Genomic DNA, 24,306 nt, shown 5'->3' with positions numbered 1-24,306 from the left:
CGGGCCGAAGCCATGCCGGAAATTCCCGAAGATCTGGCGCCGAGCACACGCGCCATCTACGCGGTTTTCGATTTTCTGGGCGCGCGGAAGAGGATCATCCTCGCGTCGCTGTCGGCCGTCGCGGTGCTGGCGTTCCTGGCGAGCGGATTCTACGTCGTAAAGAAAGAAGAAGAAGCGGTCCTCACCCGTTTCGGCAAGGTGGTGGTCCCGAAAGTTCCGCCGGGGCTGCACTACGCCCTGCCGTTCGTCGAACGGGCCCATGTCCGCAAGGTCATGCGCATAACCCGAAGCAATGTTGCGACGCAGGGCGAAAAGGGCAGTGTCTCCTTTTCGATGCTCTCGGGCGACGCGAACCTCTTCGAAGCCGATGTGGCGCTGCAGTTCAAAATCGGAGACCTGAGAAAATACCTCTACGCAACGGTCGATCCGGAAACCGTCCTGACGTTGATCGTGCGCGAACGCCTGATCGACATTATGGGCAGGAACTATATCGACCTGATTTTTACCAATAACCGCGACGTCATCCAGGCGCACCTGTTCAAGAGCACCACGGCCTATCTGAAGGCCAACGATATCGGCATCGAACTGCTGGCGCTCAATATCGTCGATTTGCGGCCCATCGAGGAAACCGTCGCGGCATTCCGGGACGTCAGCGACGCAATCGCCGAGAGCATCCAGTCGGTCAGCGACGCGAGACGGAGAACGGAACAGCTTCTGGCCCGCAGCAGGGGCCAGGCCGAGGCCGTGGTGACGAACGCCAGGGCCAGGGCGAAGGAGCGTGTGATGCAGGCGGGAAGCAGCGCCAAGATGTTTTCGGATCTGCTGGCCGTCTATCGCAAGCAGTCCTCTTCGGTGACGGTGACGCGCTATTGGCAGCGGATGCGCAGTATTTTCCGCGACGCGACGCTTTCGGCGGTAAATCCCGGCGATGCTTCGGCGATCGACATCAATATGGTCGACGGATTCGTGCCGGGTGTCGGCCGCATGCCGGCTGCGGTCGCATCGGCCGGCGCTTCCGGGCGGCCTGCGACCGTAAGAGACCAGCTGGTGGGCGGGCGCCGTTCCCTGACCACGGCCAGCGAGAAACGCCGCCACGGTTTCGAGAATACCGGGGCGGACCGTTTCCTGATCAGCGGCCGCCTTCACGCAGCGGGCAGCGAACGCCACCATCTGAGCAGCGCCCGGCCGCGGTCTCTGATCTTCGACGATCTCTCCATCTTCAGCCATCGCCATGTCGCATCGACCGGCGTCGCGGCATCGGCGGAGAAAAACGAGCAGCCGCTGGTGACCCGAACGACCGTCCGGACCGACGAAGAAGACGATGAGGCACCCGCCCGGGCAAGGAAAGCCGGGCCCAAGCCGGCAAAAACGGCGGGTGCCAAGCCGGGGAAACCGCCGAAGGCAAAGCCGGGAAAAGAAAAGCGGGCGAAAACCGCAACTGCGAAGTCAGAGAAATGAGATGGCCGTAGCCGCTAGGCCGATTTCAGTGTTCATGCTTGTGTTGCTTTTCCTAGTCGGCGGTTCGGGAGGCTCCGGGGCCAAGGCGCCGGGCGTGACGGCCAATTCGATTACATTCGGTCAAAGCAGTTGTCTCTCCGGCCCGTGCGGGCACGCCGGTCTGCAGGTCAGCGCCGGCATTCTTGCCGCTTTCCACGAACGCAACCTGCAGGGCGGCGTCAACGGCCGGAGACTCGAGCTGGTGTCGCGGGACCACGAGTATCAGGCGGAAAAGGCCGCTGCCGATGCGATGAAGTTTGTCTCCGACAACAACGTGTTCGCGATCGTCGGCGGCATCGGCTCTCCGACGGCGCGGCGCATGGCTCCGATACTGCGCCGCGCGAAAATGCCGTTCGTCGGAATCGTGTCGGGCGCGGATTTCCTGCGTGACCGCAAGCGATTTCCGAACGTGGTCAACCTGCGGACCTCCTATGGCGAGGAAACGCGCCGGCTGGTTTCCCACATGTTCAACAAGTTGGGCGCCCGCCGGTTCGGCGTCATCTATCAGGACGATGCGTTCGGCCGGTCCGTCCTGAACAGTTACCACGAAGCGCTGAAGGCCCTGGGTCTGCCCATACTGGCCAAGGCGTCCTATTCCTGGCACTCGCATTCGGTTCATAGCAGCGTGTTTCTGCTGCAGAAGGCCGACCTGGACGTCGTCATGCTCGCGACAACCACGACGAACGCCGTGGATGCGATCAACATGGCGCGGACCCTCGGCGACACCTATGCCGTGGGGCTGCTGTCCATCGTGAATACCGATCTGCTCAGGAGATCGCTGGACCGCTCCTTCGAACCGGCGGTCGTCGCCAGGATAACGCCAGACGTCCGCAAGGGGAGCATTGCACTGGTACGGCGGTTCCGGTCGGCGCTTGCACGGTACAGGCGGGCCAGCCCGGAGGCTGCCGCCCGCGTCGCCGGGCCGTACAGCCTGGAAGGCTATATCGTCGGCCGGTTCGTCATAGCGGTCCTGGAACGGATGCCGGATGAACCGACCCGCGAGAAATTCCTGGCGTCCGCGCTGGCGACGAAGCCCGTCGGCATCGATGACTGGGTCATTTCCTTCGCCGCCGGCAGCAATGCGGGTTCCGACTATGTGCGGCTCATCGAATATTCGAACGACAATCCTGACAAGGTGACGGCCGAGTGAAGAAAATCGACGAATTCGAACGCGAGGAAACCGCCGAGGAGTGGCTCCGCGAGGGCTACAAGGTCGTCTCCATGCGGCGGAACATCATGTTCCGGAATCTGCTCGAGTCGACGCGTTTCCTGTTGTTCGGCAACGGCGCCGGCACGGCGCTGATCATCGGCTTCATGAGCGGCGCCACGACCGGCGGGGTCGAGGGCGTGTTCCACTGGTTCGCGCTGGCGACCGTGTTGATATTCGGCATCGGCACGCTGACGTCGGCCCTGACGATGTTTCTGGTGACCGTCGTTTCCATCAAGGAAGCGCATGGCAGCGAGACCGCGCTGAAGCGCTTTGTCGACGGCGACGGCGACCGGTCCGAGGTCATGTTCAACATCGAAGGACAGACCTGGCGCGCCGCCGACTGGGCGACGCTGACCGGCATCGTCAGCGCCATCGCCTTCATTCTGGGCGGTGTGGCCGGCATCGTGCTGCTGATGGTGTTCTTCTAGAGCCTGTCCGCCTCAGGTTGAGCCGCGGCGGCGGGGCGTCCCGCTCCGGGGCAATTTCGGTTTCGAGACGCTTCCGGCCCGCCGCAGCGCGGGGACGACAGGCAGGTTGACGGATTAACCGCAAGGCGCTATTTTGTACTGCAAATGTTTTGGTTCGGGCACTGCACCGGCACCGGGATAGCGCGCCGTATGGAATATCCGACGATCCTCACCGTGATTGCGACGGCGCTGGCCATTCTCGGCTTCATGTGGCGGGTAGACGCACGCTGGCAGGACCGCTTCAACGACATGCAGAAGGAGCTGAGCGCGATCAAGGAATGCGTTGCCCATGTCGAGGGCATACTCTCGGGTGCCCGCGCCTCGGTCGACGCCGTTACGACACCGCCTGACACCATTTTCCATCGTCGAACATTGCAAGGCGCATGGAAGGCGATACCGCGATAATCGTTGCCATTTGCGCCGTCGGCGTGGCGCTGGCCGGGCTGATTCTTACCACGTCCGGGCGGCTGGGCGCGCGGCTGACCGCCGTCGAAAAGGAAACCGCGCGGCTGGCCGGTCTGCTCGAAGGACTCGGCCTGACGGGGCGCGCTCGCGGCAAGGGCGAAGGCGAACCCGCCGAATAACGCCCATCCTGCTTATCTTCGCCGTCGCCAGTCGCTGCCCGGCGGCGGGCACCGCGGCCGGGACCCGGCTCTCCGGCGCGTCAGGCATCCGCCGCGGCGCGCTTGAGCGCCCGGCCGATCCAGGCCATCAGCGCGATCGACAGGGCCGCAGCGGCGGCGAAGACGTAGATGCCGCTGTGCACGCCGACATCGGCGACCAGCGAGACTTTCACCGCGACGACGATCAGCGCAGCGACGAAGACGTCGATCATCGACCAGCGGCCCAACGCCTCCATGAGGCGCACGGCCCGGTGGCCGCCGCCGCTGGCCGCATCGACCCGCGCCCAGACCCAGCCAGCGGCGAGCAGCTTGGCCGACGGGAAGACCATCGAGAAGCCCGCGACGATCAGGAACAGCAGGATTTCGCCCTCTTCCAGCAGGCCCGCCGCCGTTTCCCAGAGCGAGACCCGGTCGCTCCAGAACCAGAACCGGGTCAGCGTCATGATCGGCAGGAACCAGGCCGCGACCAGCAGCGCCAGATTGGCCGCGGCGAGCGGCCCGATCCAGAAGGCGCCGGGCCGGCCGGCGAGCGCGTTCGGGTGGCGCCAGCGCCGTACGGCCCCAAGGGGTTCGTTCTCGGGCATGAGGCTGATTAGGCGCGCCCGGCCGCGGTTTGCAAGGGCGTGCCCTTCGAGACGGCCATTTCGAGACGGCGCTGACGCGCCTCCTCAATGGCCTCCTCAGGATGAAGGGTTGTGATTGGTCTCCTCATCAGCTTCATCCTGAGGAGGGGCTGAGGAGCGATCCGAAGGATCGCGTCTCGAAGCCCCGTCTCGAAGGGCACTGGCGCGTCACGCGGCCCGGCCTATATTGCCGCGATTCCGCCGTTCCAGCCTGGAGACCTTCATGTCCGCACCCGACCGCCACGCCGCCAACTCGCCGGCGGCCCGCGACATCGCCGCCGTCGTCCACCCCTACACCAACCTGAAGCTGCACCAGGAAGAAGGCCCGCTGATGATCCGGCGCGGCCGGGGCATCCATGTCTGGGACGATGACGGCAAGCAGTATATCGAGGGGATGGCCGGCCTGTGGTGCGCCGCGCTCGGCTTCGACAACAGCCGACTCGTGGAGGCGGCGGCCGAGGCCCTGCGGACCCTGCCCTTCTACCACCAGTTCACCCACAAGTCGCACATGCCCGGCGTCGAGCTGGCGGAGATCCTGCTGGAAATGGCGCCGGTGCCGATGTCCAAGGCCCTGTTCTCGAACTCGGGCTCCGAGGCCAACGACACGGCCATGAAGCTGATCTGGTACTACTGGAACGCGATGGGCAAGCCGGAGAAGAAGAAGATCGTTTCCCGGCGCCGCGCCTATCACGGCGTCACCATCGCCTCGGCCAGCCTGACCGGCCTGCCGCCCAACCATATGGACTTCGACCTGCCGATCGACCGGATCGTCCACACGACCTGCCCGCACCACTATTTCGAGGCGCGGGACGGCGAGGACGACGACGCCTTCGCCACCAGATGCGCGGAAGACCTGGAAAAACTGATTTTGAATGAAGGCCCGGAAACGATCGGCGGCATGTTCGCCGAGCCGATCATGGGCGCCGGCGGTGTGGTCGTGCCGCCGCGCGGCTATTTCCCGAAAATCCAGGCGGTGCTGAAGAAATACGACATCCTGTTCGTCGCCGACGAGGTGATCTGCGGCTTCCACCGCACCGGCAACCCGTGGGGCTGCCAGACCTTCTATATCGAGCCGGACATGATCTCCATGGCGAAGGCGCTGTCGGCCTCCTACCTGCCGATCTCGGCCCTGCTGGTGAACGAACGGATCTGGGCCGCCATGGTCGAGGCGAGCGCGCGGATCGGCACCTTCGGCCACGGCTACACCTATTCCGGCCATCCGGTCGCCGCGGCGGTCGCCATCGAGGCCCAGAAGATTTACCGCGAGACCGATATCGGCGCCCATGTCCGCAGCGTGCAGGACCGCTTCCAGGCCCGGCTGCGCCAGTTCGGGAGCAGCGACCTGGTCGGCGAGGTGCGCGGCGTCGGCCTGATCGCCGGTATCGAACTGGTCCGGGACAAGGCCGCCCACAAGGGCTTCGCCAGGCCGGGCGTCGTCGGCACCGTGTTCCGCAAGAATGCCGAAAAACACGGGCTGATCCTGCGCAACATCGTAGACGCGATCGCCCTGTGCCCGCCGCTCGTGATCGACGAGGCGGGCATCGACGATCTCGTCGACCGGTTCGGCGCCGCGCTGGAGGATACCGAAGACTGGGTGCGCGAGAACGGGCCGGAGTAATCCGGATTTTTCGCGAATGACCGGACAATGCGGAAACCGCCGCCCTTCGATACGCCCCGGCCGGGGGCCGGGGCTACTCAGGGTGAGGGTGAAGGGGGGTGAATTCACTACACACCCTCATCCCGAGTAGGCGCGCAAGCGCCGTATCGAGGGACGCGCAACGGGTCCGGCGGTACGTTTTCGCAGCAGAACAGGTATTCGCCGCAGGAGAATCTCCTCCTTCAACAAAAGGCGATTTGCGGCGGCGGCCCGTCGTGATTGGCGGATTTCGATTTCGGCGAACGCCATGACCGCGCCGGTCTCCGATCCGCCGGCGCTGCTGCGCCGCCTGCTCGACGAAGCCGTCGCGGTGGCGCGCCCGGAGCGCTGCCTGCCGCCGGTCCTGGCCGAACTGGAACGAAGTCGGGGCTTCGAGCCGGCGGGCCGGATGCTCGTTCTCGGTGCGGGGAAGGCCGCCGCCGCCATGGCGCAGACGGTCGAACGGGCATGGCCGGAGCGCGACCTCGAAGGCCTGGTCGTCACCCGCTACGGCCACGCCGTTCCCTGCCGTCGCATCCGCGTCCTCGAAGCGGCCCACCCGGTGCCGGACCGGGCCGGTGCAGAGGCCGCCGCGCAAATTTCGGAGCTGGCGCGCGGCGCCGGGGCGGAGGATGCGGTGCTGTTCCTGCTGTCCGGCGGCGCCTCGGCCCTGCTCAGCCTGCCCGCGCCGGGCCTGACGCTCGCCGGCAAACAGGCCGTCACCCGGGCCCTGCTGGCGGCGGGCGCCGACATCCACGAGCTCAACGCGGTGCGCAAGCACTTGTCGGCGATCAAGGGCGGCCGGCTCGCCGCCGGGGCCGCGCCGGCGCGCCTGACGACGCTCGCCATATCGGACGTGGCGGGCGACGATCCGGCGACCATAGGCTCGGGCCCGACCGTCGCCGACCCGACCACGCTGGCCGACGCCCGCCGGGTGCTCGAACATTACGACATCGCGCCCGGCCCGGAGGTGACCGCGGCGCTCGACGATCCGGCAAACGAAACGGTGAAGCCGGGCGATCCGCGGCTTGCCGGGGCGCACTACCGGCTGATCGCAACGCCGGCGCAATCGCTCGCCGCCGCCGCCCGGCTGGCGAAGGCCGAGGGACTCGCCGTCGAGATGCTGGGCGACGACCTGACCGGCGAGGCCCGCGACCTGGGCCGGGACCATGCCGCGCTGGCGCGGGAGCGGGCCGCCCGGCGGCAGGACGACCGGCCGGTGCTGCTGCTCTCGGGCGGCGAAACCACCGTCACGCTTGCCGGCGGCGGGCCCGAAACGCGAAAGGGCGGGCCGAACACGGAATACCTGCTCGGTCTTGCCGGGGCGCTGGACGGCATGCCGGGCGTGTGGGCGCTGGCGGCCGATACCGACGGCGCAGACGGCAGCGAGGACAATGCCGGCGCCATCGTCCGGCCCGACACACTGGACAGGGCCGGGCGACGGGGCTTGCGTCCAGCCGCCTTTCTGGCCGACAACGATGCCTGGAGCTTCTTCGACGCCCTGGATGACCTCGTCGTCACAGGGCCGACACACACCAATGTCAACGATTTCCGGGCGATTCTGATCGCCTGACCGGCCGCCGGCCCAATCATGGGAAAAGCCGGCCGGAAGGGCAGGCCGGGAGTGCAGGACGCGATGCCGAGATTACGCGCCAACGCCAAGATCGTCGCGACGTTGGGCCCGGCGAGCAGCGCGCCCGAGACCGTGCGCGCCCTGTACGAGGCGGGCGTCGCGGTGTTCCGGATCAATTTCAGCCATGGCGGCCGAGAGGACCACCGGGCGCGCATCCGCGCCGTCCGCGCCGTCGAACGCGAGGTCCAGCGGCCGATCGGCATCATGGCCGACCTGCAGGGGCCGAAAATCCGTATCGGCGAATTTGCCGCCGGCCCGGTCGATCTGTCCGAGGGCGCGGCCTTCCGCTTCGACACCGACCCGGCGCCCGGCGACGCCGGCCGGGTCTGCCTGCCCCATCTGGAGGTCTACCGCGCCGTGGCGCCGGGCCAGCAGATGCTGGTCGACGACGGGCGGCTGCGGCTCGAGATCGCCGACTGTTCGGACAGCCATATCGCGGCGACGGTGCGCGCCGGCGGCCCGATCGGCGACCGCAAGGGCGTCAACCTGCCCGGCGCGGTGCTGCCCCTTTCCGCGATGACGGAGAAGGACCGCATGGATCTGTCCTTCGCGCTCGACCAGGGGGTGGACTGGATCGCGCTCTCCTTCGTGCAGCGGCCGGACGATGTCGCCGAGCTGCGCACGCTCGCCGGCAACCGGGCGAGCGTGCTGGCCAAGATCGAAAAACCGTCGGCACTCGATAACCTGGCCCAGATCGTCGACCTGTCGGACGCCGTCATGGTGGCGCGCGGCGATCTCGGCGTCGAACTGCCGCCGGAGGAGGTGCCGAGCGTCCAGAAGCGGATCGTGCGGGCCTGCCGGGCGGCCGGCAAGCCGGTCATCGTCGCCACCCAGATGCTGGAATCGATGGTCGCCGCGCCGACGCCGACCCGCGCCGAGGCCTCCGATGTCGCCAACGCCGTGTACGAAGGCGCGGACGCGGTGATGCTCTCGGCGGAAACGGCGGTCGGCCGCCATGCCGTCCGCTCGGTCGATGTCATGAGCCGGATCGTGCGCCGGACCGAGGCCGACCCGACCTGGCGCAGCGTGATCGACGCCGGCGCCGCGATCCCGGATCCGACGGCGTCGGACGCGATCACGGCGGCGGCCCGGCAGGTCGCCGATACCGTGGGCGCCGCGGCGATCGTCACCTACACCATGTCGGGCTCGACGGCGCTGCGCGCTTCGCGCGCCCGGCCGGCGGCGCCGATCCTGTGCCTGACCGGCAGCGACCGGACGGCGCGCAAGCTGGTGCTCGCCTGGGGCGTGTCCTGCTTCTTCTCCCACGATGCCAACAGCGTCGAGGAAATGGTCGATTACGCCGTCGACATGGCGAAGACGCACGGGTTTGCCGAGGCCGGCCAGCCGATCGTCATTACCGCCGGCATGCCCTTCGGCACCCCCGGCGCCACCAACATGCTGCGCATCGCCTGGGTCGGCGGCTAGCCCGGCGCGCGTCTTGCGCATTGCCGGTCGCTTCCGAAATGAATGAGCGTTCCTTCAATAATAATCGAGACAAGGCCGTAACGATGACCGCCCCGACGAAAGCGAGACGCAACCCGCCGTTCCGCGCCGAGCATATCGGCAGCCTGCTGCGCCCGCGGGCGCTCAAGGACGCCTTCAAGGCCCATAGCGCGGGGGAGATCGGCGATGCGGCCTTCGAGGCGGCCAAACGGGCGGCGATCCGCGATGTCGTGGCGATGCAGGAGGGCCTGGGCCTCGAAATGGTGACCGACGGCGAATTCCGGCGCAAATCCTACTGGGGCCACTGGGTCGACGCGATCGACGGCTTCGATGTCGCGCCGTCCCTGTTCACCTTCCACGACGAATCCGGCGCGGAACAGGACTTCATCGCGGCCGATTGCGTCGGCCCGTTGCGCAAGGCGGCGCCGATTTCGACCGAAGAGTTCGCTTTCCTCAAGACCGCGGCGAAAGCCGCCGAGCCGAAGATCACCATGCCGTCGCCGTCCACCCTGCATTTCTGGCGGTTGTCGAAAACGATCGAAGGCTCCGGCTACGCCACGGACGAGGCGTTTTTCGACGATCTGTGCGCGATTTTCCGGCAGGAAATTGCCGATCTTGCCGCTTTGGGCTGCCGCTATGTCCAGCTTGACGAGGTGCCGCTCATCATGCTCGGCAGCCCGGCGGTGTGCGAGCGGGTGCGCGCCCTGGGCGGCGATCCGAACCGGCTGCTGGAGCTGTATATCGAGGCGATGAACGCCGCCGTGCGCGGGCGGGGCGACGTCGTTGCCGGCATGCATATGTGCCGGGGCAATTTCCGCGGAAAATGGCTCTCCGAAGGCGGTTACGACCTGATTTCTGAACGGGTGTTCCAATACGTCGAGGTCGATACCTTCATGCTGGAATACGATACGGAGCGGTCCGGCGGTTTCGAGCCCCTGCGCCATGTTCCGGACGACAAGAGCGTCGTTCTCGGCATCGTCAGCTCGAAAGTCCCGGATCTCGAGGGGGCGGACGACCTGAAACGCCGGATCGACGAGGCGGCGCGCCATATCGACCGCGAGCGCCTGTCGCTGAGCCCGCAATGCGGTTTCGCCTCGACGGTTGCCGGCAATCCGGTGCGCGAAGAGGACGAGAGGGCGAAGCTGGAGACCATCGTACGGGTTGCAAGGGACGCCTGGGCCTGACGCGGCGCCGGTCCGGCGGGATGTACACAATGGACCATCCGCCTTTTCGGAATTCAGTATACAGTATTTTAATGACACAGGTGCGATGTATGCCGGAATTCGGCGCCGGTTCCACGGTCGGACGATCTGGCGGCGCCCCTGAAATTCGGCGTGATGTATACAGGAGATTGCTTCGCGCTGCGAATGCGGCGCGCGGGCGGCGTCAGGGCGCGGTTCAGGCGGCCGCGGCCCGGCTCGTGAGGAACGGGCGCAGCGCCGCAATCAGGCCGGCCGGGTTGTCGCCGGGGACGTTGTGGCCGCCCTCGACCTCGACCAGCGTGACGTTGGCGTTCGCCGCCCTGACCTTCTCGGCGGTTTCCGGCGCGAACATGTCGGACTGCCGGCCGCGCACCGCGAGAATCGGGCAGGCGACCCGGCCGAGGCAGTCCCACAGGTCGGCGCCGTGGTCGGGCTTGATGCCCTCGTCGCGGGTTTTTCTGAAAACCTCTCTGAAATAGGGATCGCGGGACACGGTGTAGTTGCCGCCGAAAGTGCCGAGATAGGCCGCGAAGCGCGCGCGCTTCCTTGCGTCCACTGTCGCCGGATCCAGGCCGAAATAGCGCAGCGCCTGATCCAGCCCCGAAAACGATTCGGGCATGTCGACCGACTGGTTCATCACCCGCATCGATCCCGCCTTCGCGTTTGTTGGTGAGTAATCAATCAAAATCAGCTTCTCGACCCGGCCGGGATGGGCCGAGGCGGTGTAGGTGGCGTTGCGCCCGCCCATCGAATGCCCGGCGAGGACGAAGCGGTCCCAGCCCAGGCTGTCGGCGACCGCCAGCACGTCGGCGGCGAAATCCTGCACCTTGTAGGCCTGGCCCGGACTCCAGCCGGAGCTGCCGAAGCCGCGCATGTCCATAGCGGCGATCTCGCGGCCGCCGTCGGAGTCGCGGGCCAGTTCGTCGGCGATGCCGATCCAGTCGTAGGAAAAGTAAGACTGGCCGTGCAAAACGATCATCGGCGTGCCGGCCCCGGAGTCGGGAGGGCGCGCGCCGAAATGCCGGTAGAAGATCGTGACGTCGCCGGACTCGACGGTGCCGGTCCGGTGGTCCGGCAGGGTGACGGGTGCGTTCACGGGCTCGTCTCCTGAAGGGTTGCGGTGCAAGGCTATCCGGCCTTGCCGAAATCGACCAGCCGGCTTTTGTATTGGGAATTATACGCTATCCTAGCCAAAATCGCTTGACAACTGCCGATTTAATCGCCATATTCTAGCCATAGAAACCGATTGACGGATGGCAGAAATGGCGAAGAATGGCCCCGGACGCTCGCACCGTGAGGGACTCACCGTTGTCCAGTTGCTTCGGATGTTCCCCGACGATGCTGCCGCCGAACGCTGGTTCGAGTCGCAGCGTTGGCCGACAGGCCGCTACTGCCCCGAATGCGGTTCGGTCAACACCGTTCCGGTTAAAAGCCGGAAACCCATGCCCTACCGCTGCCGCGACTGCCGGGCGCATTTCTCGGTCAAGAAGGGAACAGTCATGCAGTCCAGCAATCTCGGCCTGCAAAAATGGGCGATTGCCCTGTACTTAGCGACGACCGGCATCAAGGGCACGGCCAGCATGAAGGTCTATCGGGACATCGGAATGCGGCAGGCGACGGCATGGCACCTGATGCACCGCATCCGGGAAGCCTTTGACGACAACGCGGGCCTGCCATTCCCCGGCCCGGTCGAAGCCGACGAAACCTATATCGGCGGCAAAGAGAAAAACAAGCACGCCTCGAAAAAGCTGAAGGTCGGCGGCGGGACCGGCGGGAAGGTTGCCGTCGCTGGCGTCCGGGACCGTGACTCGAAACAGGTCAGCGCCGCCGTTGTCGAGAATACCGACGGCGACACCCTCAAGGGCTTCGTGGCGGAGCGCACGGAAAAGGGCGCGACGGTCTACACCGACGATGCCCGCGCCTATCGGGGCATGAAGGACCGGGCGCACGCGACCGTCCGGCACAGCGCGGGCGAATATGTGCGAGGCGAAGCGCACACGCAGGGGATCGAAGCCCTTTGGGCCATCTTCAAGCGCGGCCTGCACGGCACGTTTCACCATGTGTCGGAAAAGCACCTGCCCCGCTACGTTCGCGAATTTGCCGGACGCCACAATATCCGCGACCTCGACACGCTGGCGCAGATGTCCCTGCTGGCCCGCGGCATGGTCGGCAAGCGGCTCCGCTACCGGGACTTGGTGGCGTGACCGGCGACGAAAAAGACACCGAGATCGGGCGCACGCTCCGGGAGTATCAGGCGGAGTCGGATCGACTCGGTTGTCTGGCGTCGAAGCTGAGTCGGCTGTTCGACCGTATCGAGAATGTGCAGGAAGCCATTGCCGCCAAGTCAGGTTCAGTGGCCGCGAAGGCGCAATCGGCTGCGGAGGAAGCCGGCGACGTGTCGATCCGCGATCTGCTGATGGAGATCGCCAAGGCGGACGCGGCCAAGCGGCGGTTGTACAAGGCGCTACAGGATCAAGGCGTTGGCCATCTGATCCGCGAAGACCGGGAGACAAACCGATGACCGACGGCGACCGGGACGCAGAGATTCTTCGGGTTGTGCGGGAATATTCGACCAATGAAGAGAAGATCGCCGCGCTGGAATGCAAGCTGCGGCGGCTAGGCAAGACAATGGCCCGGTTGGGGCCGCGTCTTGAGCAAGACCCTGCACTGGTCGAAGCATCCGATCTGTCCGATTTTGCTCATGGCGAAACGCACAAGAGCCGGGAGGATTTGGAAGCCGCGTATGAAGCCCGCCGGATGTTGAGCGTGCAGCTCAAGGAGTTTCGTCTGGACGGCCTGATCGCCGGGAGTTGAAACCGATGACCGCCAAAACCCCGAAGAAGCCGAAGGATCAAGGCGTTGGGCATCTGATCCGCGAAGATCGAGATGAGTAGATGAGCGCGGCACTGTCGCCCAATGGTGGCCCGACAGGGGAGCGCCAGAGGCTATCCGACAGATTTTCGCCGCGCCTGTCCGTCAATGACGGTCTCAACCGGCGGCTGGTCTCCTACCAAGGAAACCGCGATGTTCCCGGCTTCCGCTGGCTGAAATACAAGGAGGGATTCTCCCGGCAGTTGGTCGCCGATTTTCTGGCGGCGCATGACCCGGATGACGTGCTCGACCCCTTTGCCGGGATCGGGACGGCCCCTCTGGTTGCGGCCGGAAGCGGCAAGGCCGGGACGGGGATCGAGATAATGCCTGTCGGCGTGTTGGCGGGCAACGCGATCGCCGAGGCGTCGAACGGGCTTTGCCCCGATAGCTTTGCCCGTGCCGGGCGCAAGATGGTGCAATGCGTCCGGGGGCGGCGCTGCGACCGCGACGGTTTCGAGTTTCCGCATGTGCGGATCACCGAGCGCGCGTTCCCGGCGGAGACAGAAGAAGAAATTGCGACGGCCCGCGCCTTTCTGGCGAGCGTCGATAACGAAGCGCACAGGGCCTTGTTGGATCTGGCCTGCGTTTCGGTCCTTGAAGATGCGAGCTACACCCGGAAGGACGGCCAGTATCTCCGATGGGATAGCCGTTCGGGGCGGCCACTTCGATCCGGCGTGCACAAGGGCGACGTGGCCCGGTTCAGCGACGCGCTGGAAGACCGGATCGCCGAGATCGTGGCGGATATAGGGCCGCTCAAGGACGAATACGGGGAAGGGCGCCCCGATCTTCGGGTGGGGTCCTGCCTTGAGCTTCTGCGGCAGTTGCCGGCGGCGTCTTTCGACATGGTGATAACGTCGCCGCCGTACGCGAACCGCTACGATTACACCCGGACCTACGCGCTTGAGCTCGCATGGATGGGCTACGACCGGGACGGCTTTTCCGATTTGCGCCAAAGTATGCTTTCGGCGACCGTCGAAAACCGGGCAAAGACGGAATGGCTGGAAGCGCAGTATGCCGATGCGTCGGACACGTTGGCCCATGCCGCCGAAATGCACGCCGCCCAGGGCGCGCTGCATGAGGCGCTGGCAATTCTCCGGGAGCATGAAGGCGAGTTGAGCAACCGCCACGTCATTCGCCTGGTCGATTCCTATTTCCTCGAAATGGCCGTCGTCGTCGCCGAACTGGGCCGGGTCGTCCGCCCCGGCGGGACCGTGATCATGGTCAACGACAACGTGCAGTATCACGGCGAAGAATTGCCGGTCGATTTCATCTTGTCGGACTTTGCCGAGCAATCCGGTTTCGAGTGCGAAGCGATTTGGGCGCTCGCACGCGGCAAGGGCAATTCGAGTCAGCAGATGGCCCGGTTCGGTCGGAAAGAGTTGCGCAAGTGCGTCTACAGGTGGCGGCGGTCCAGTGCCTGAACTGTCGGATGCAACCCGGCATCGGTCGCAACTGTTCGCCGAGATCATCGCGCGGCGGGACGACGATGCACAGCGCCGGGTCATTGAGGGCTACGCTGCGCCCCTCGCCTTCGAACCTATTGAGGAGCGCATGATCAGTGGCGGCGCATGGAATCATGTCGCCGGTCTGGGCGTCGCGCCGAAGATGGTCTTTGCGCACCCGGACATGCTTCAAGCCCATCCCCGCACGTCCGCGTACTATCGAGGGATCGCCCTTTTGCCGCTCAAGCGGGTGGTTCAGGAAGCGCGGGTTGATGTCAAATCGTGGGAGACCGGGGGAAGGACTCAAATCTCGTTCGACAGGGCCAGCCGGGCGGCCCGCTTCTACAATCTCGCCATTTCCTCGATCATAGAGGGCAAGGTCGATTGGGCGCTTGAAAACGGCTACCGGAACATCGTCGCGACGATGGGAATAACCCTTGATGGCATGTTCCGAAACCGGATCGGCGACATGGCCGAGGCGCTGGTCAAGGACAGGATCGTAGCTTGGCTGAAGAAGCGCGGCACACTTGCCCCGGATGCGCCCGAAATCGGGCAGTACAGCCTGCCCAAAGACACGATCATGCGTTACGGCTCGGAACCGGACATTGACTTCGTGCGGGACGGTCGGCTGATTGCCACAATCGAGATCAAGGGCGGTCGCGACCCGGCCGGGGCGCTTGAACGCCTTGGCGCTATGTCAAAGAGCTTCGCCGAGACGCCGCCGGGCTGCCAGAACTTCCTTATTGCGGGCGTCGTCACCCCAGAGATGCAGGCCAGACTCGACGCGCTCGGCAACGTCAAGGTCTACATGCTCGACGATCTTGACCAAGACGACGACCATTGGAACGACTTCACGAATGAGGTCTTCCACCATGCCGTCCGGGTGATCTAGGGAGACTCGCCATGACCGACGACAGACCAGACCCGCACAAGAAGCCCCGCGGTCGCCCGCCGCGTCCCATGCCCCGGATTGATGCGACGCCTGAACAGGTCGCCCGCGCGATCTTCTCCGGGGTCAAGCGCCCGGACCCGTCGTTGCGTCTCCCGAAAGCCTACAACCGCAAGGAAAAACCGGCCCGATAATCGGGCGCTTGGCTAGGATAGCGTATAATTCCCTTTGTATTCGCTGCGCGGCAGGGAGAGGTGCGGCACCAGTTCGATCTCGGTCGCGACGATGAGTTCGCTGCGGATCGCCGCCCGGATGCGCTCGGCAAGGTCCGGCGGCGGCTCCGCGCCGGCGGCCAGTTCGATCGCGACCGGCAACGGCGGCTCCTGCATCACGCCGCGCGTCCTGGGGCGGATCATCACGACTTCGCCGACATGGGGCGCGAACCGGTTCACGACCGCCCGCAACGCCGAGGGGAACAGGTTGACGCCGCGCACGATCAGCATGTCGTCGGTCCGCCCGATGCAGCGCACGCGCACGCTCGTCCGGCCGCAGGTGCAGGGTTTCGCATTGACCGTGACATGGTCGCGGCTGCGGAAGCGCAGCAACGGCATCGCCTCGCGCCGCAGGGCGGTGTAGACCAGCTCGCCTTCCGCGCCGTCCTCGAACGGCAGGGCCGCGCCGCTCTCCGGGTCGATCAACTCGACATGGACGAAGTCCCGGCCGCTGAAATGCATGCCGCCCTGGTCTTCGCACTCGCCCCACAGGGTGATCGACATATCGCCGATGCCCATCGCCTCGTTCGCCGTGCAGCCGAACGCCGTCTCGATCCGGTTGCGGATCACCGGATCACCGCCGCCGGGCTCGCCGGCGACCGCCATGCGCTCGATGCAGAGCGACCGGGGCGCGATGCCGCGTTCCTCCAGCCAGTCGATCAGGTACAGGGCGAAGGAGGGCGTCGCCATGATCGCCGTTGCGCCCATTTTGCGGATGCCGGCGACGTAGCGTTCGGTATTGCCCGTGCCGACCGGGATGTGGGCGATGCGGTTGCGGGTCAGCATGTCCGTGGCCGCTGCCGCGACGAAGGGGCCGGCGCCGTAATTGTGCACCACGCGGCGGCCGCGGTGGATGCCGCAGGCGGCGTAGCTGCGCGCCGAGATTTCGGTCCAGACGTCGAGGTCGGCCGGCGTGATCGCGATGTAGCAGGGGTCGCCGCTGGTGCCGCTGGTGGAATAGACCCGGACGATCTCGTCCCACGACGCGGCGACATGGCTGCCGAGCGGCGGATGGTCCGCCTGGCTCTTGCGCAATTCGTCCTTTTCCGTGAACGGCAGGTTCGCGATGGCGTCGAGGCCGCCGGCGTCCGCGGCGCTTGCAATGCCGGCTTCGGCCAGCTTGGCGCGGTAAAAGTCCGACTTTTCGAGCAGATAGCCGATCTGCTCGGGATAGCGGGCGGCGTCGCGCGACGCCTGTTCCGCCGGATCCCGGGTTTCGACCGCGGGATTGTGCAGGAATCCCGTCACGGACCGGTCACTCCCGCCCTGCCATTTTGTCCGGCGGTGGCGGTTCGCCGTCATACTCGACCGCCGCTTCGGCGTGGTGGGCGAGCAGGAAGCCCATCGGCCGCTGGCTCTCCTCGTACAGATGGCCGAGCAGGCCGGCGGTCCGCGCCAGGATCGGCACGCCGCGCAGGGCCTCCATCGGGAATTCCAGATCCAGCATGATGGAAGCGATGGCGCCGTTGATGTTGACCGGCAGATTGCGCTGCCAGACCTCGTTCACGACCGGTGCCAGGGTTTCGAGAAAACGGGTGTGGTCGCCGGCCGCGCCGCGGTCGCGCGCCAGGGCGAGCAGGCGCGTCGCGCGCGGATCGTCGGGCCTGTGCAAGGGGTGGCCGAAGCCGGGGATCGGCCGGCGCGCCGCGCGGATTTCCTCCGCAATGCGCCGGGCGGCAGTTTCGAAGGCGTCCGCCTCCTCGCCTGCCTCGGCAACGCCGCGCGCCAGCAGCCGGCCGGCCTCTTCCGCCGCGCCGAGCACAACAGAGCCGGCGCCGGCGATCCCGGCCGCCACCGCGCCCTGTAGCGATTCCGGCGCCGCGGCGAGCGTCATGCGCGCCGCCTGGACGCTCGGCGTCACGCCGTGTTCGGCAAGGCCGACCAGCATGGCGTCGAGGAAGAAGGCCTGGTCTGCGCTCGGCGCCTTGCCGGTCAGATGGAGCAGGAAAAACTCCGTGAAGGACAGGCCGCCCATCAGGTCGCCGCACAGGTCGCGTCCGCGCACCGCGATGCTGGTCTCGTCCGCCGTGCAGATTGCGCTTCTGAGCGGACGCGCCTTGCCGATCAACATGGCTCCCCCTTTCGCTCGCCCCTTTTCCGGCTCGTCGCCCTGCGGACGCCCGGTATCGCCGGTCCGCCCGGTTGCGTAGGGCGTGCCATGACCCGGCACGGAAATTTGACTGAATTCGCCGGGACTCCTAGGCTTTCTCCGGTCTACCGTAAGCGCAAGCCGCTTTGCCGGCCATAGCACAGGTGAGGACAATGGACGGAACCCCGCAATCGGCCCGGGACACCGATCGCAGCGGCGCGCCGGCCGGCATGCCGCTGCGCGGCATCGACCATCTGGCGATCGTTACCGACGACCTCGAAGGGACGCTGGATTTCTACACCCGTGTGCTGCGCATGGAGCTGGTGCATGTCCGCCGGGTGCCCTATGCGGCCGACCGCGGCCAGCCGCCCTACGATCAGTTGCGCCATTACTTCTTCGACATGGGCAACGATTCGCTGTTCGCCGTGTTCGAGTATCCGAAAGGCGTACCGAAGGCGGACCGGGACCATATCGGCGGCATGCAGCATGTCGCGTTTCACGCGCCGCACCGGCGCTTCGACGAAATCCGCGCCCACGTCCGGGACAGCGGCGTGGAGATCACCGAGCCGATCGACCTCGGCGACGGGTTCCTGTCGGTCTACTTCTACGACAACAACGGCATCCGGCTGGAAATCAGCACGAGGGTGGAAGGCTACGATCCCTCTGTAGTACAGTCGGCAAGACAGACCCGGTCCACGGCGAAGGCGGAACTGGAAACCCTGTTCGACGATCCGGCGGACGTGGAAAAATGGCTGGACCGCATGCCTTTGCTGGACGGTTGAGGGCCCGCCGCCTGCCGGCATCCGGACCGTTGCCGGCGCCCGGCTAAAATCTGCAAAGCGCCTGTACGGGCAACGGTGCCCGGGCGCGACGGGAGGAAAAACATGCATCATCTGAAAACAGCGGCCGCAGTTGCGGCCCTCGCCGGCGCGGTGCTCTGGTCCGCATCGGCCAGCGCCAAGATCGAGATGAAGCTGGCGCATTTCGTGACGCCGAAACACTCGTTTTCCCAGTGGCTCGCGCGCTGGGCCAAGGAGGTCGAGCAGAAATCCGGCGGCGAGATCGCCTTCAAGCTCTTCCCCGGCGCCCAGATGGGCCCGCCGCCGAAATACTACGACATCGCCCGCACCGGCCGGGCCGACGTGACCTGGTCGGTCCACGGCTTCACGCCCGGCCGCTTCCCCCTGACCGAAATGTCCAACATGCCGTTCCTGATCGGCAGCGCCGAGATCGGCACCAAGGTGCTGAACGATGCGGGATTGCGCGCCAAGTATCTCGACGGGGAGCACAAGGGCGTGAAGGTGCTGGTGCTGCTGACCCACCAGCCGGGCAACATCCACACGGCCAAGAAGCCGGTGCGCACGACCGCGGACATGAAGGGGCTGCGCCTGCGCTTCGCCTCCCAGACGATCCGGGACTTCATCCGGGCCCTGGGCGCCACGCCGCGCGGCCTGCCGCCGACCCAGATCGTCGAGCAGATGCAGAAAGGCACGCTGGACGGTGCGTTTATCGACTATGGCGGCGCCGGCATCGCCTTCCGCATGGGCCCGGTGACCAAATACACCACCGAGATGTACAGCTATGTCGCCAGCTTCTCGGTCAACATGAACGCCAAGCGGTACGATTCCCTTTCGGCCAAACTGAAGAAGGTCATCGACGACACGGTGACCGGCCGGGAGAAGGAAATCGGCCATGAGTGGGACAAGTTGGACGCGATCGGCAAGAAGATCATGATGAAGGCCGGCATGACGCCGATCCAGCTGTCCGACGCCGAAGCGAAGAAGTTCCGCGACGTCGGCGCCAAGGTGACCGAAGCCCGGATCGCCGCCCTGGAGAAGAAGGGCCTGCCGGCGCGCGCGGTCTACACCATGATGAAATCGCTGGCCGCGAAGCACGAAAAGACCTCGCGCAACTTCCTGAGGAACTAGCGCCGGCCGACGTTCAGGCCCAAATCGGTCGGACTCCGGCTCTTGTCCCGGGATCAAGCCGGGCCGCCGACCGGGCCGCCAACCGGGCCGCCAACCGGGCCGCCGACCGGGCTGAACCGGGCGGCGGGGGTGTTTTCCCTCGCCGCCGCCCTGTTCCTTGTATTCATGATGCTGTTCACCACGGTCTCGGTGACATTGCGCTACGTCGCGAACTGGACCGGGGAGAACGATGTCGACATCATGGTGTGGGCGTTCGCGACCTGCATCTTCATCGCCCTGCCCGCGGTCACCCTGCGCGACGAGCATGTCGCCGTCGACCTGATCGACCAGATCGCGCCGGGCCGGCCGATCCGGGCGATGCGCTGGATCGGCCTGCTCCTGATTATCGTTTTCCTGGCGGTGTCCTTCTTCCAGTCACTACCGGTCGCGCTGGAAAAGCTCGAATTCGGCGAAAACACGATGTCGCTGGACATCAACCGCTTCTGGTTCTGGCTGCCCATGCTGATCGGCCTCGGCTGCGCCGCGCTCGCCGGCGTGGCGGTCGCGGTCCACTGGCTGCGCCGCGGGCCGCCCGACCAGGGCGGCGGCGCGGCGCTCTGACCGCACATTAACGATGATTCGTTCAAAAACCGGAAACGAGCGGATTCGGGCGATTCCCGATGCCGGATGAGGTCTACGGCGTCCTCGGCCTGCTGGCGGTTTTCGGACTGATCCTGGTCCGGATTCCGGTCGGCGCCGCCCTCGGCATCACCGGCCTGCTCGGCTACACGGTCATGGACGGCTGGCGCAACGCCGGGCTGGCGGCGGGCGAAACCTCCTCCTACCTGGTCGGCGAGGACGCCTACGGGCTGACCGTCGTGCCGCTGTTCATCCTGATGGGCGTCGTCGCGACCCGCTCCGGCATGTCGGGCGACCTCTACCGGGCGGCCAACGCCCTGTTCAGCGGCCTGCGCGGCGCGCTCGCCATGGGCACGATCGGCGCCTGCGCCGGCTTCGGCGCGATCTGCGGCTCGTCGCTGGCCACCGCCGCCACCATGTCGCGCGTCTCGATCCCCGAAATGCGCAAGTTCGGCTACGACGAGAAGCTGGCGACCGGGACGGTGGCCTCCGGCGGCACCCTCGGCATCCTGATCCCGCCCTCGGTCATCCTGATTTTCTACGCCATCATTGCCGAGGCCGGCGTGCCGGAGCTGTTCGCCGCCGCCCTGCTGCCCGGTCTTGCGCTGGCGGCCCTGCATGTCCTGGTGATCGCGATCATCGGCTGGGTCGCGCCGGGCCGGGTGCCGAAAATGCCCGGCCTGGCGCTCGCCGAGCGGCTTTTGCCCCTGTTCGGCCTGTGGAAGATCGTCCTGCTGTTCGGCATCGCCGTGGGCGGCATCTATCTCGGCGTGTTCAGCCCGACCGAGGCGGCCGCGGTCAGCGCCCTGACCGCCATCGCGATCGCCGTGGCGACCCGGACCCTCGACTGGGCCGGCTTCCGGGCCAGCCTGGCCGAGACGGTGTCGACCACGGCGATGCTGTTCTTCATCGTGCTCGGCGCCTTCCTGTTCAAGGAATTCATCGTCCTGACCCAGCTGCCCAAGGCGGTGACCGACCTGTTCGGCGCCGGCTCGCTGCATCCCTGGCTGGTCATCCTGCTGATGCTCGCGGTCTATCTGGTGCTCGGCTGCTTCCTCGATTCGCTCAGCATGATCCTGATCACGGTGCCGGTCTTCCTGCCGCTCGCCGAGGGCATCGGCTACGACAAGGTCTGGTTCGGGATTTTCGTGGTCGTCGTGGCGGAGGCCGGCCTGATCACGCCGCCGGTCGGCATGAACATCTTCGTCATCCGCGCCCAGCTGCCGGATATCGACCTCGGCGCGGTCTATCGCGGTATCGTGCCCTTCCTTTTCGCCGATACGGCGCTGGTCGTCCTGCTCGTCCTCGTCCCCGGCCTCGCGCTGTGGCTGCCGGGGCTGCTGTATTGAGGGCGGCGGCGCGGCCTGGCGCCGGTACCGATGCGTTCTGCGATATTTATGAGCGATTATTCAATTATTGGCTGTCCTGCCCGGCCACGCCCCGGTTCGTGAATTAGACCAATATCCGGACCGAACGCCCGAATTGCCTCTAATGCGCAGCATTTTTACAAAATCAATCAAAAATTGCCGCCCCGGACTTGATCCGGGGCCCAGGGCCATCCCGAAATTCGTCAGCCTGTGGCTCCTGGACCCCGGATTTCCGCTGCGCTCCATCCGGGGTGACACTGTCGGATGGTGTAAGACACCGAGGTAACTTTCGCCGCCTGGTCCGGCGGCCCGACTCCGCGACACGCCCCTTCTCACCCGCGGCGGCATTGTCTATAGCCTGTGCCCCTCAACCGGCACGAACGAGCGGGCGCCCGATGGAACAGGTTTACGCCACCGACTATGTCACCGTTTCCCGGCAGGAGCGGATCGCCGTTCTGACCCTGGACCGGGAGGAGAAGCGCAACGCGGTGTGCGACGGGCTGATCCGCGATATCCGCGCCTTCGTCGACGCCCTGGACCCGGAGGAGACCAGCGCCATCGTGCTGCGCGGCGCCGGCAGCCATTTCTGCGCCGGCCTCGACCTCGCCGAGCACAAGGAGCGCTCGGCCTTCGACGGCGTGCTCCATTCGCGCTTCTGGCACGAGACGCTGGACCTGCTCGAGTTCGGCCCGGTGCCGGTCGTCGCGGCGATGCAGGGCGGGGTGATCGGCGGCGGGCTGGAGATCGCGACGGCCTGCCATGTCCGGGTCTCGGAGCCGACCGCCTTCTACCAGCTGCCGGAAGGCCGGCGCGGCATCTATGTCGGCGGCGGCGCCAGCGTCCGGGTCCAGCGCATCATCGGCTTCGACCGGATGCGCGAGATGATGCTGACGGGCCGGCGCTACGACGCCGAGGAAGGCCGGCGCCTTGGCCTCAGCCACTATGTCGAGCCGGCCGGGACCGCCTTCGACAAGGCGATGGCGCTCGCCGACGACATCGCCGGCAACGCGAAGATCAGCAACTACATGATGATCAACGCCCTGCCGCGCATCGCCGACATGGACCGGATGGGCGGCAGCTTCGCCGAGGCCGTCGCGGCCGCCCTGTCGCAGACCAGCGAGGAGGCAAGGCGCGGCATCGAAGCCTTCCTCGCCAAGCAGGACATCCGCTTCGACAGGAAATAGCGGGCCGCCCCCGGCCCGAGCGGCCCCGGCGGCTCAGATGATCTCGGTGTTCGGCTCAAGGCCGAGCATGACCCGGCCGTAGAGTTCCGCGCTGGTGTCGTAGGCCAGCAGGCCATGCATGTTGATGGCGTGCAGGTTGCGCCATGCGCGTTGCAGCGAGCCCTTGAGCGACAGGCCCGAGGCGCCGGCGGTGTGGAACAGCTTGTCCACCGCCTCCATGCAGAAGCGCACGCCCTGGGCGCAGTCCATGCGGATGCGGCCGCGCATCTCCATCGGCATCCGGTCGCCGGCCTTCGCGTAGCGGTCGATATCGTCGGCGATGCGGTAGAGCAGGAAATGGGCGCAGTCGATCAGGGTCGCGGCCTCGGCGACGCCGATCTGGGTGCCGACGAATTCCTCCGCCGTATAGTGGGTATAGGCCAGCGCCTTGCCGGGCACGACGCGCAGATATTCCGGCAGGGCGGCCCGGGCGATGCCCAGCGAACTGCCGGTGATGCACAGGGCGAGCACCGGCACCGCCTCCGCCCGGTAGAGCCAGCCGTCATAGCCCTCCAGGCCCGGCGTATCGAGATCGAACAGCTTCGGCATCGAGAGGAAGCGGTGGGCCGGGATTTCCAGGCCCTTGCAGGTGAGCGAATTGCTGCCGGTGCCCTGGAGGCCGGCGACATACCAGTCGTCGCGGATTTCGACAGCGCCGGCCGGAACGACGAAATCGCCGGGTTCGATCAGCTCGCCGGCCTCGTCGAACACCTCGGCGCCCAGGATCAGCCAGTCGGCGTGGTGGCAGCCGGAACCGAAGGGCCAGAACCCCTCCAGCGTGTGGCTGCCGTCGGCGCGGCGCACCGCCCGGCCGCGCGGACCGATCACGGCGGCGACCAGGTTTGTCGGGTCCGGGCCGTAGACTTCCTGGAGCGCCTGCTCCGGGAAATGGCCGAGCATCCAGCTGTGCGCGTGGGCGACGCCGGCGACCCAGGCGGCCGAGCCGCAGCCCTCGGCCAGCGCGCCGACAACGTCGAGATGGGCGCGCAGCGACATTTCCCAGCCGCCGGCCCGGCGCGGCTGGATGACCCTGAGCAGCCCCTGCTCCTTCATCATCCGGACCGAGTCGTCGGGCACCCGGCGCAGGTCGTCGGCCTCGGCCGCGTTGTCCCGGAGCGCAATCGCGACCCGCTCGGCGCGCGCCACGATTTCGTCGTGGGACGGAATCTCCGTTACAGCCTCTTTGTCGAGCGTGCCGACCGCCATGTCGCCCTCCCCGGATCCGTTGGATTTGCGCCGGCAGAATAGAGCCGGTCCGCCGGCAGGTCCAATC

The 24,306-nt window shown here is 66.5% G+C and carries 25 protein-coding genes; 20 read left to right on the top strand and 5 right to left on the bottom strand.

Translation table 11 applies throughout. From position 1 onward, the window contains the following. Window positions 1-12 precede the first annotated feature (12 nt). The 5 genes from OXM58_03640 (at window position 13) to OXM58_03620 (ending at window position 3,758) form a co-directional block, all read left to right on the top strand. Window positions 13-1,458, top strand: coding sequence for a protease modulator HflK (locus tag OXM58_03640; protein MDE0147442.1), 1,446 nt, complete (start codon window positions 13-15; stop codon window positions 1,456-1,458). 34 nt (window positions 1,459-1,492) lie between these two features. Then, a complete protein-coding gene (locus tag OXM58_03635; protein MDE0147441.1) occupies window positions 1,493-2,647 on the top strand; it encodes an ABC transporter substrate-binding protein in 1,155 nt (384 codons plus the stop codon). Continuing rightward, window positions 2,644-3,135 carry a hypothetical protein gene (locus OXM58_03630; GenBank protein MDE0147440.1) on the top strand — a complete coding sequence of 164 codons (492 nt, stop codon included), beginning with the start codon at window positions 2,644-2,646 and terminating at the stop codon, window positions 3,133-3,135. Before OXM58_03635 ends, OXM58_03630 begins: the two co-directional genes overlap by 4 nt. A 189-nt stretch (window positions 3,136-3,324) precedes the next feature. Continuing rightward, window positions 3,325-3,579: a hypothetical protein gene (locus tag OXM58_03625; protein MDE0147439.1), complete on the top strand. Its 255-nt coding sequence runs from the start codon at window positions 3,325-3,327 to the stop codon at window positions 3,577-3,579. Continuing rightward, on the top strand, window positions 3,558-3,758 hold the full coding sequence (locus tag OXM58_03620; protein ID MDE0147438.1) for a hypothetical protein: 201 nt from the start codon (window positions 3,558-3,560) through the stop codon (window positions 3,756-3,758). The genes OXM58_03625 and OXM58_03620 overlap by 22 nt, the downstream gene beginning before the upstream one ends. Before the next feature lie 80 nt (window positions 3,759-3,838). Here OXM58_03620 and OXM58_03615 read toward each other — a convergent pair whose 3' ends face one another. Further along, window positions 3,839-4,381, bottom strand: coding sequence for a paraquat-inducible protein A (locus tag OXM58_03615; GenBank protein ID MDE0147437.1), 543 nt, complete (start codon window positions 4,379-4,381; stop codon window positions 3,839-3,841). A 262-nt stretch (window positions 4,382-4,643) separates the two neighbouring features. Here OXM58_03615 and OXM58_03610 point away from each other — a divergent pair, with 262 nt between their 5' ends. The 4 genes from OXM58_03610 to OXM58_03595 all read left to right on the top strand — a co-directional run bounded on the left by OXM58_03610 (window position 4,644) and on the right by OXM58_03595 (window position 10,316). Then, the gene (locus OXM58_03610) at window positions 4,644-6,038 is read left to right on the top strand and encodes an aspartate aminotransferase family protein (GenBank protein MDE0147436.1); all 1,395 of its coding nucleotides are present in this window, start codon (window positions 4,644-4,646) and stop codon (window positions 6,036-6,038) included. 286 nt (window positions 6,039-6,324) lie between these two features. Further along, on the top strand, window positions 6,325-7,629 hold the full coding sequence (locus OXM58_03605) for a glycerate kinase (GenBank protein MDE0147435.1): 1,305 nt from the start codon (window positions 6,325-6,327) through the stop codon (window positions 7,627-7,629). 63 nt (window positions 7,630-7,692) lie between these two features. Then, window positions 7,693-9,114, top strand: coding sequence for a pyruvate kinase (gene pyk / locus OXM58_03600; GenBank protein ID MDE0147434.1), 1,422 nt, complete (start codon window positions 7,693-7,695; stop codon window positions 9,112-9,114). Between the two features lie 83 nt (window positions 9,115-9,197). Then, window positions 9,198-10,316, top strand: coding sequence for a 5-methyltetrahydropteroyltriglutamate--homocysteine S-methyltransferase (locus OXM58_03595; GenBank protein ID MDE0147433.1), 1,119 nt, complete (start codon window positions 9,198-9,200; stop codon window positions 10,314-10,316). A 214-nt stretch (window positions 10,317-10,530) separates the two neighbouring features. Here OXM58_03595 and OXM58_03590 read toward each other — a convergent pair whose 3' ends face one another. Next, window positions 10,531-11,430 carry an alpha/beta hydrolase gene (locus OXM58_03590; protein ID MDE0147432.1) on the bottom strand — a complete coding sequence of 300 codons (900 nt, stop codon included), beginning with the start codon at window positions 11,428-11,430 and terminating at the stop codon, window positions 10,531-10,533. Window positions 11,431-11,659: 229 nt separating this feature from the next. On the opposite strand from OXM58_03590, the gene OXM58_03585 reads away from it, so the two are divergent. From OXM58_03585 to OXM58_03560, 6 genes are all read left to right on the top strand, one after another. Next, on the top strand, window positions 11,660-12,538 hold the full coding sequence (locus OXM58_03585) for an IS1595 family transposase (protein ID MDE0147431.1): 879 nt from the start codon (window positions 11,660-11,662) through the stop codon (window positions 12,536-12,538). Then, window positions 12,535-12,855, top strand: a complete 321-nt coding sequence (locus tag OXM58_03580; GenBank protein MDE0147430.1) for a hypothetical protein — start codon at window positions 12,535-12,537, stop codon at window positions 12,853-12,855. Before OXM58_03585 ends, OXM58_03580 begins: the two co-directional genes overlap by 4 nt. Continuing rightward, the gene (locus OXM58_03575) at window positions 12,852-13,148 is read left to right on the top strand and encodes a hypothetical protein (GenBank protein MDE0147429.1); all 297 of its coding nucleotides are present in this window, start codon (window positions 12,852-12,854) and stop codon (window positions 13,146-13,148) included. The genes OXM58_03580 and OXM58_03575 overlap by 4 nt, the downstream gene beginning before the upstream one ends. A gap of 80 nt (window positions 13,149-13,228) precedes the next feature. Next, window positions 13,229-14,626: a hypothetical protein gene (locus OXM58_03570; GenBank protein MDE0147428.1), complete on the top strand. Its 1,398-nt coding sequence runs from the start codon at window positions 13,229-13,231 to the stop codon at window positions 14,624-14,626. Beyond that, complete coding sequence (locus tag OXM58_03565) at window positions 14,619-15,539, top strand: XcyI family restriction endonuclease (GenBank protein ID MDE0147427.1); 921 nt, start codon at window positions 14,619-14,621, stop codon at window positions 15,537-15,539. The genes OXM58_03570 and OXM58_03565 overlap by 8 nt, the downstream gene beginning before the upstream one ends. Window positions 15,540-15,550: 11 nt before the next feature. Further along, on the top strand, window positions 15,551-15,730 hold the full coding sequence (locus tag OXM58_03560; protein ID MDE0147426.1) for a hypothetical protein: 180 nt from the start codon (window positions 15,551-15,553) through the stop codon (window positions 15,728-15,730). 12 nt (window positions 15,731-15,742) lie between these two features. On the opposite strand, the gene OXM58_03555 is transcribed toward OXM58_03560, so the two are convergent. Together OXM58_03555 and OXM58_03550 are read right to left on the bottom strand one after the other, a co-directional pair. After that, window positions 15,743-17,056 carry a hypothetical protein gene (locus tag OXM58_03555; protein MDE0147425.1) on the bottom strand — a complete coding sequence of 438 codons (1,314 nt, stop codon included), beginning with the start codon at window positions 17,054-17,056 and terminating at the stop codon, window positions 15,743-15,745. 7 nt (window positions 17,057-17,063) lie between these two features. Beyond that, window positions 17,064-17,879: a citryl-CoA lyase gene (locus OXM58_03550; GenBank protein MDE0147424.1), complete on the bottom strand. Its 816-nt coding sequence runs from the start codon at window positions 17,877-17,879 to the stop codon at window positions 17,064-17,066. Window positions 17,880-18,070: 191 nt separating this feature from the next. Between OXM58_03550 and OXM58_03545 the strand changes: the two genes are divergently transcribed. The 5 genes from OXM58_03545 to OXM58_03525 all read left to right on the top strand — a co-directional run bounded on the left by OXM58_03545 (window position 18,071) and on the right by OXM58_03525 (window position 22,994). Further along, window positions 18,071-18,679: a VOC family protein gene (locus OXM58_03545; protein ID MDE0147423.1), complete on the top strand. Its 609-nt coding sequence runs from the start codon at window positions 18,071-18,073 to the stop codon at window positions 18,677-18,679. A gap of 102 nt (window positions 18,680-18,781) precedes the next feature. Beyond that, window positions 18,782-19,825, top strand: coding sequence for a TRAP transporter substrate-binding protein (locus OXM58_03540; protein ID MDE0147422.1), 1,044 nt, complete (start codon window positions 18,782-18,784; stop codon window positions 19,823-19,825). A 42-nt stretch (window positions 19,826-19,867) separates the two neighbouring features. After that, on the top strand, window positions 19,868-20,425 hold the full coding sequence (locus tag OXM58_03535) for a TRAP transporter small permease (GenBank protein MDE0147421.1): 558 nt from the start codon (window positions 19,868-19,870) through the stop codon (window positions 20,423-20,425). A gap of 59 nt (window positions 20,426-20,484) precedes the next feature. Next, window positions 20,485-21,792: a TRAP transporter large permease gene (locus tag OXM58_03530; protein ID MDE0147420.1), complete on the top strand. Its 1,308-nt coding sequence runs from the start codon at window positions 20,485-20,487 to the stop codon at window positions 21,790-21,792. 413 nt (window positions 21,793-22,205) lie between these two features. Then, window positions 22,206-22,994 (top strand): crotonase/enoyl-CoA hydratase family protein, encoded by a 789-nt coding sequence (locus tag OXM58_03525; protein ID MDE0147419.1) that lies wholly within the window; start codon window positions 22,206-22,208, stop codon window positions 22,992-22,994. Between the two features lie 33 nt (window positions 22,995-23,027). Here the strand turns inward: OXM58_03525 and OXM58_03520 are convergent, their stop codons facing one another. Further along, entirely contained in the window at window positions 23,028-24,239 is a 1,212-nt protein-coding gene (locus OXM58_03520; protein ID MDE0147418.1) for an acyl-CoA dehydrogenase family protein, read from the bottom strand. Window positions 24,240-24,306 lie beyond the last annotated feature (67 nt).

It is taken from the genome of Rhodospirillaceae bacterium, from assembly GCA_028819475.1.
Taxonomy (GTDB): domain Bacteria; phylum Pseudomonadota; class Alphaproteobacteria; order Bin65; family Bin65; genus Bin65.
This window is presented reverse-complemented; position numbering and strand designations above follow the sequence as displayed.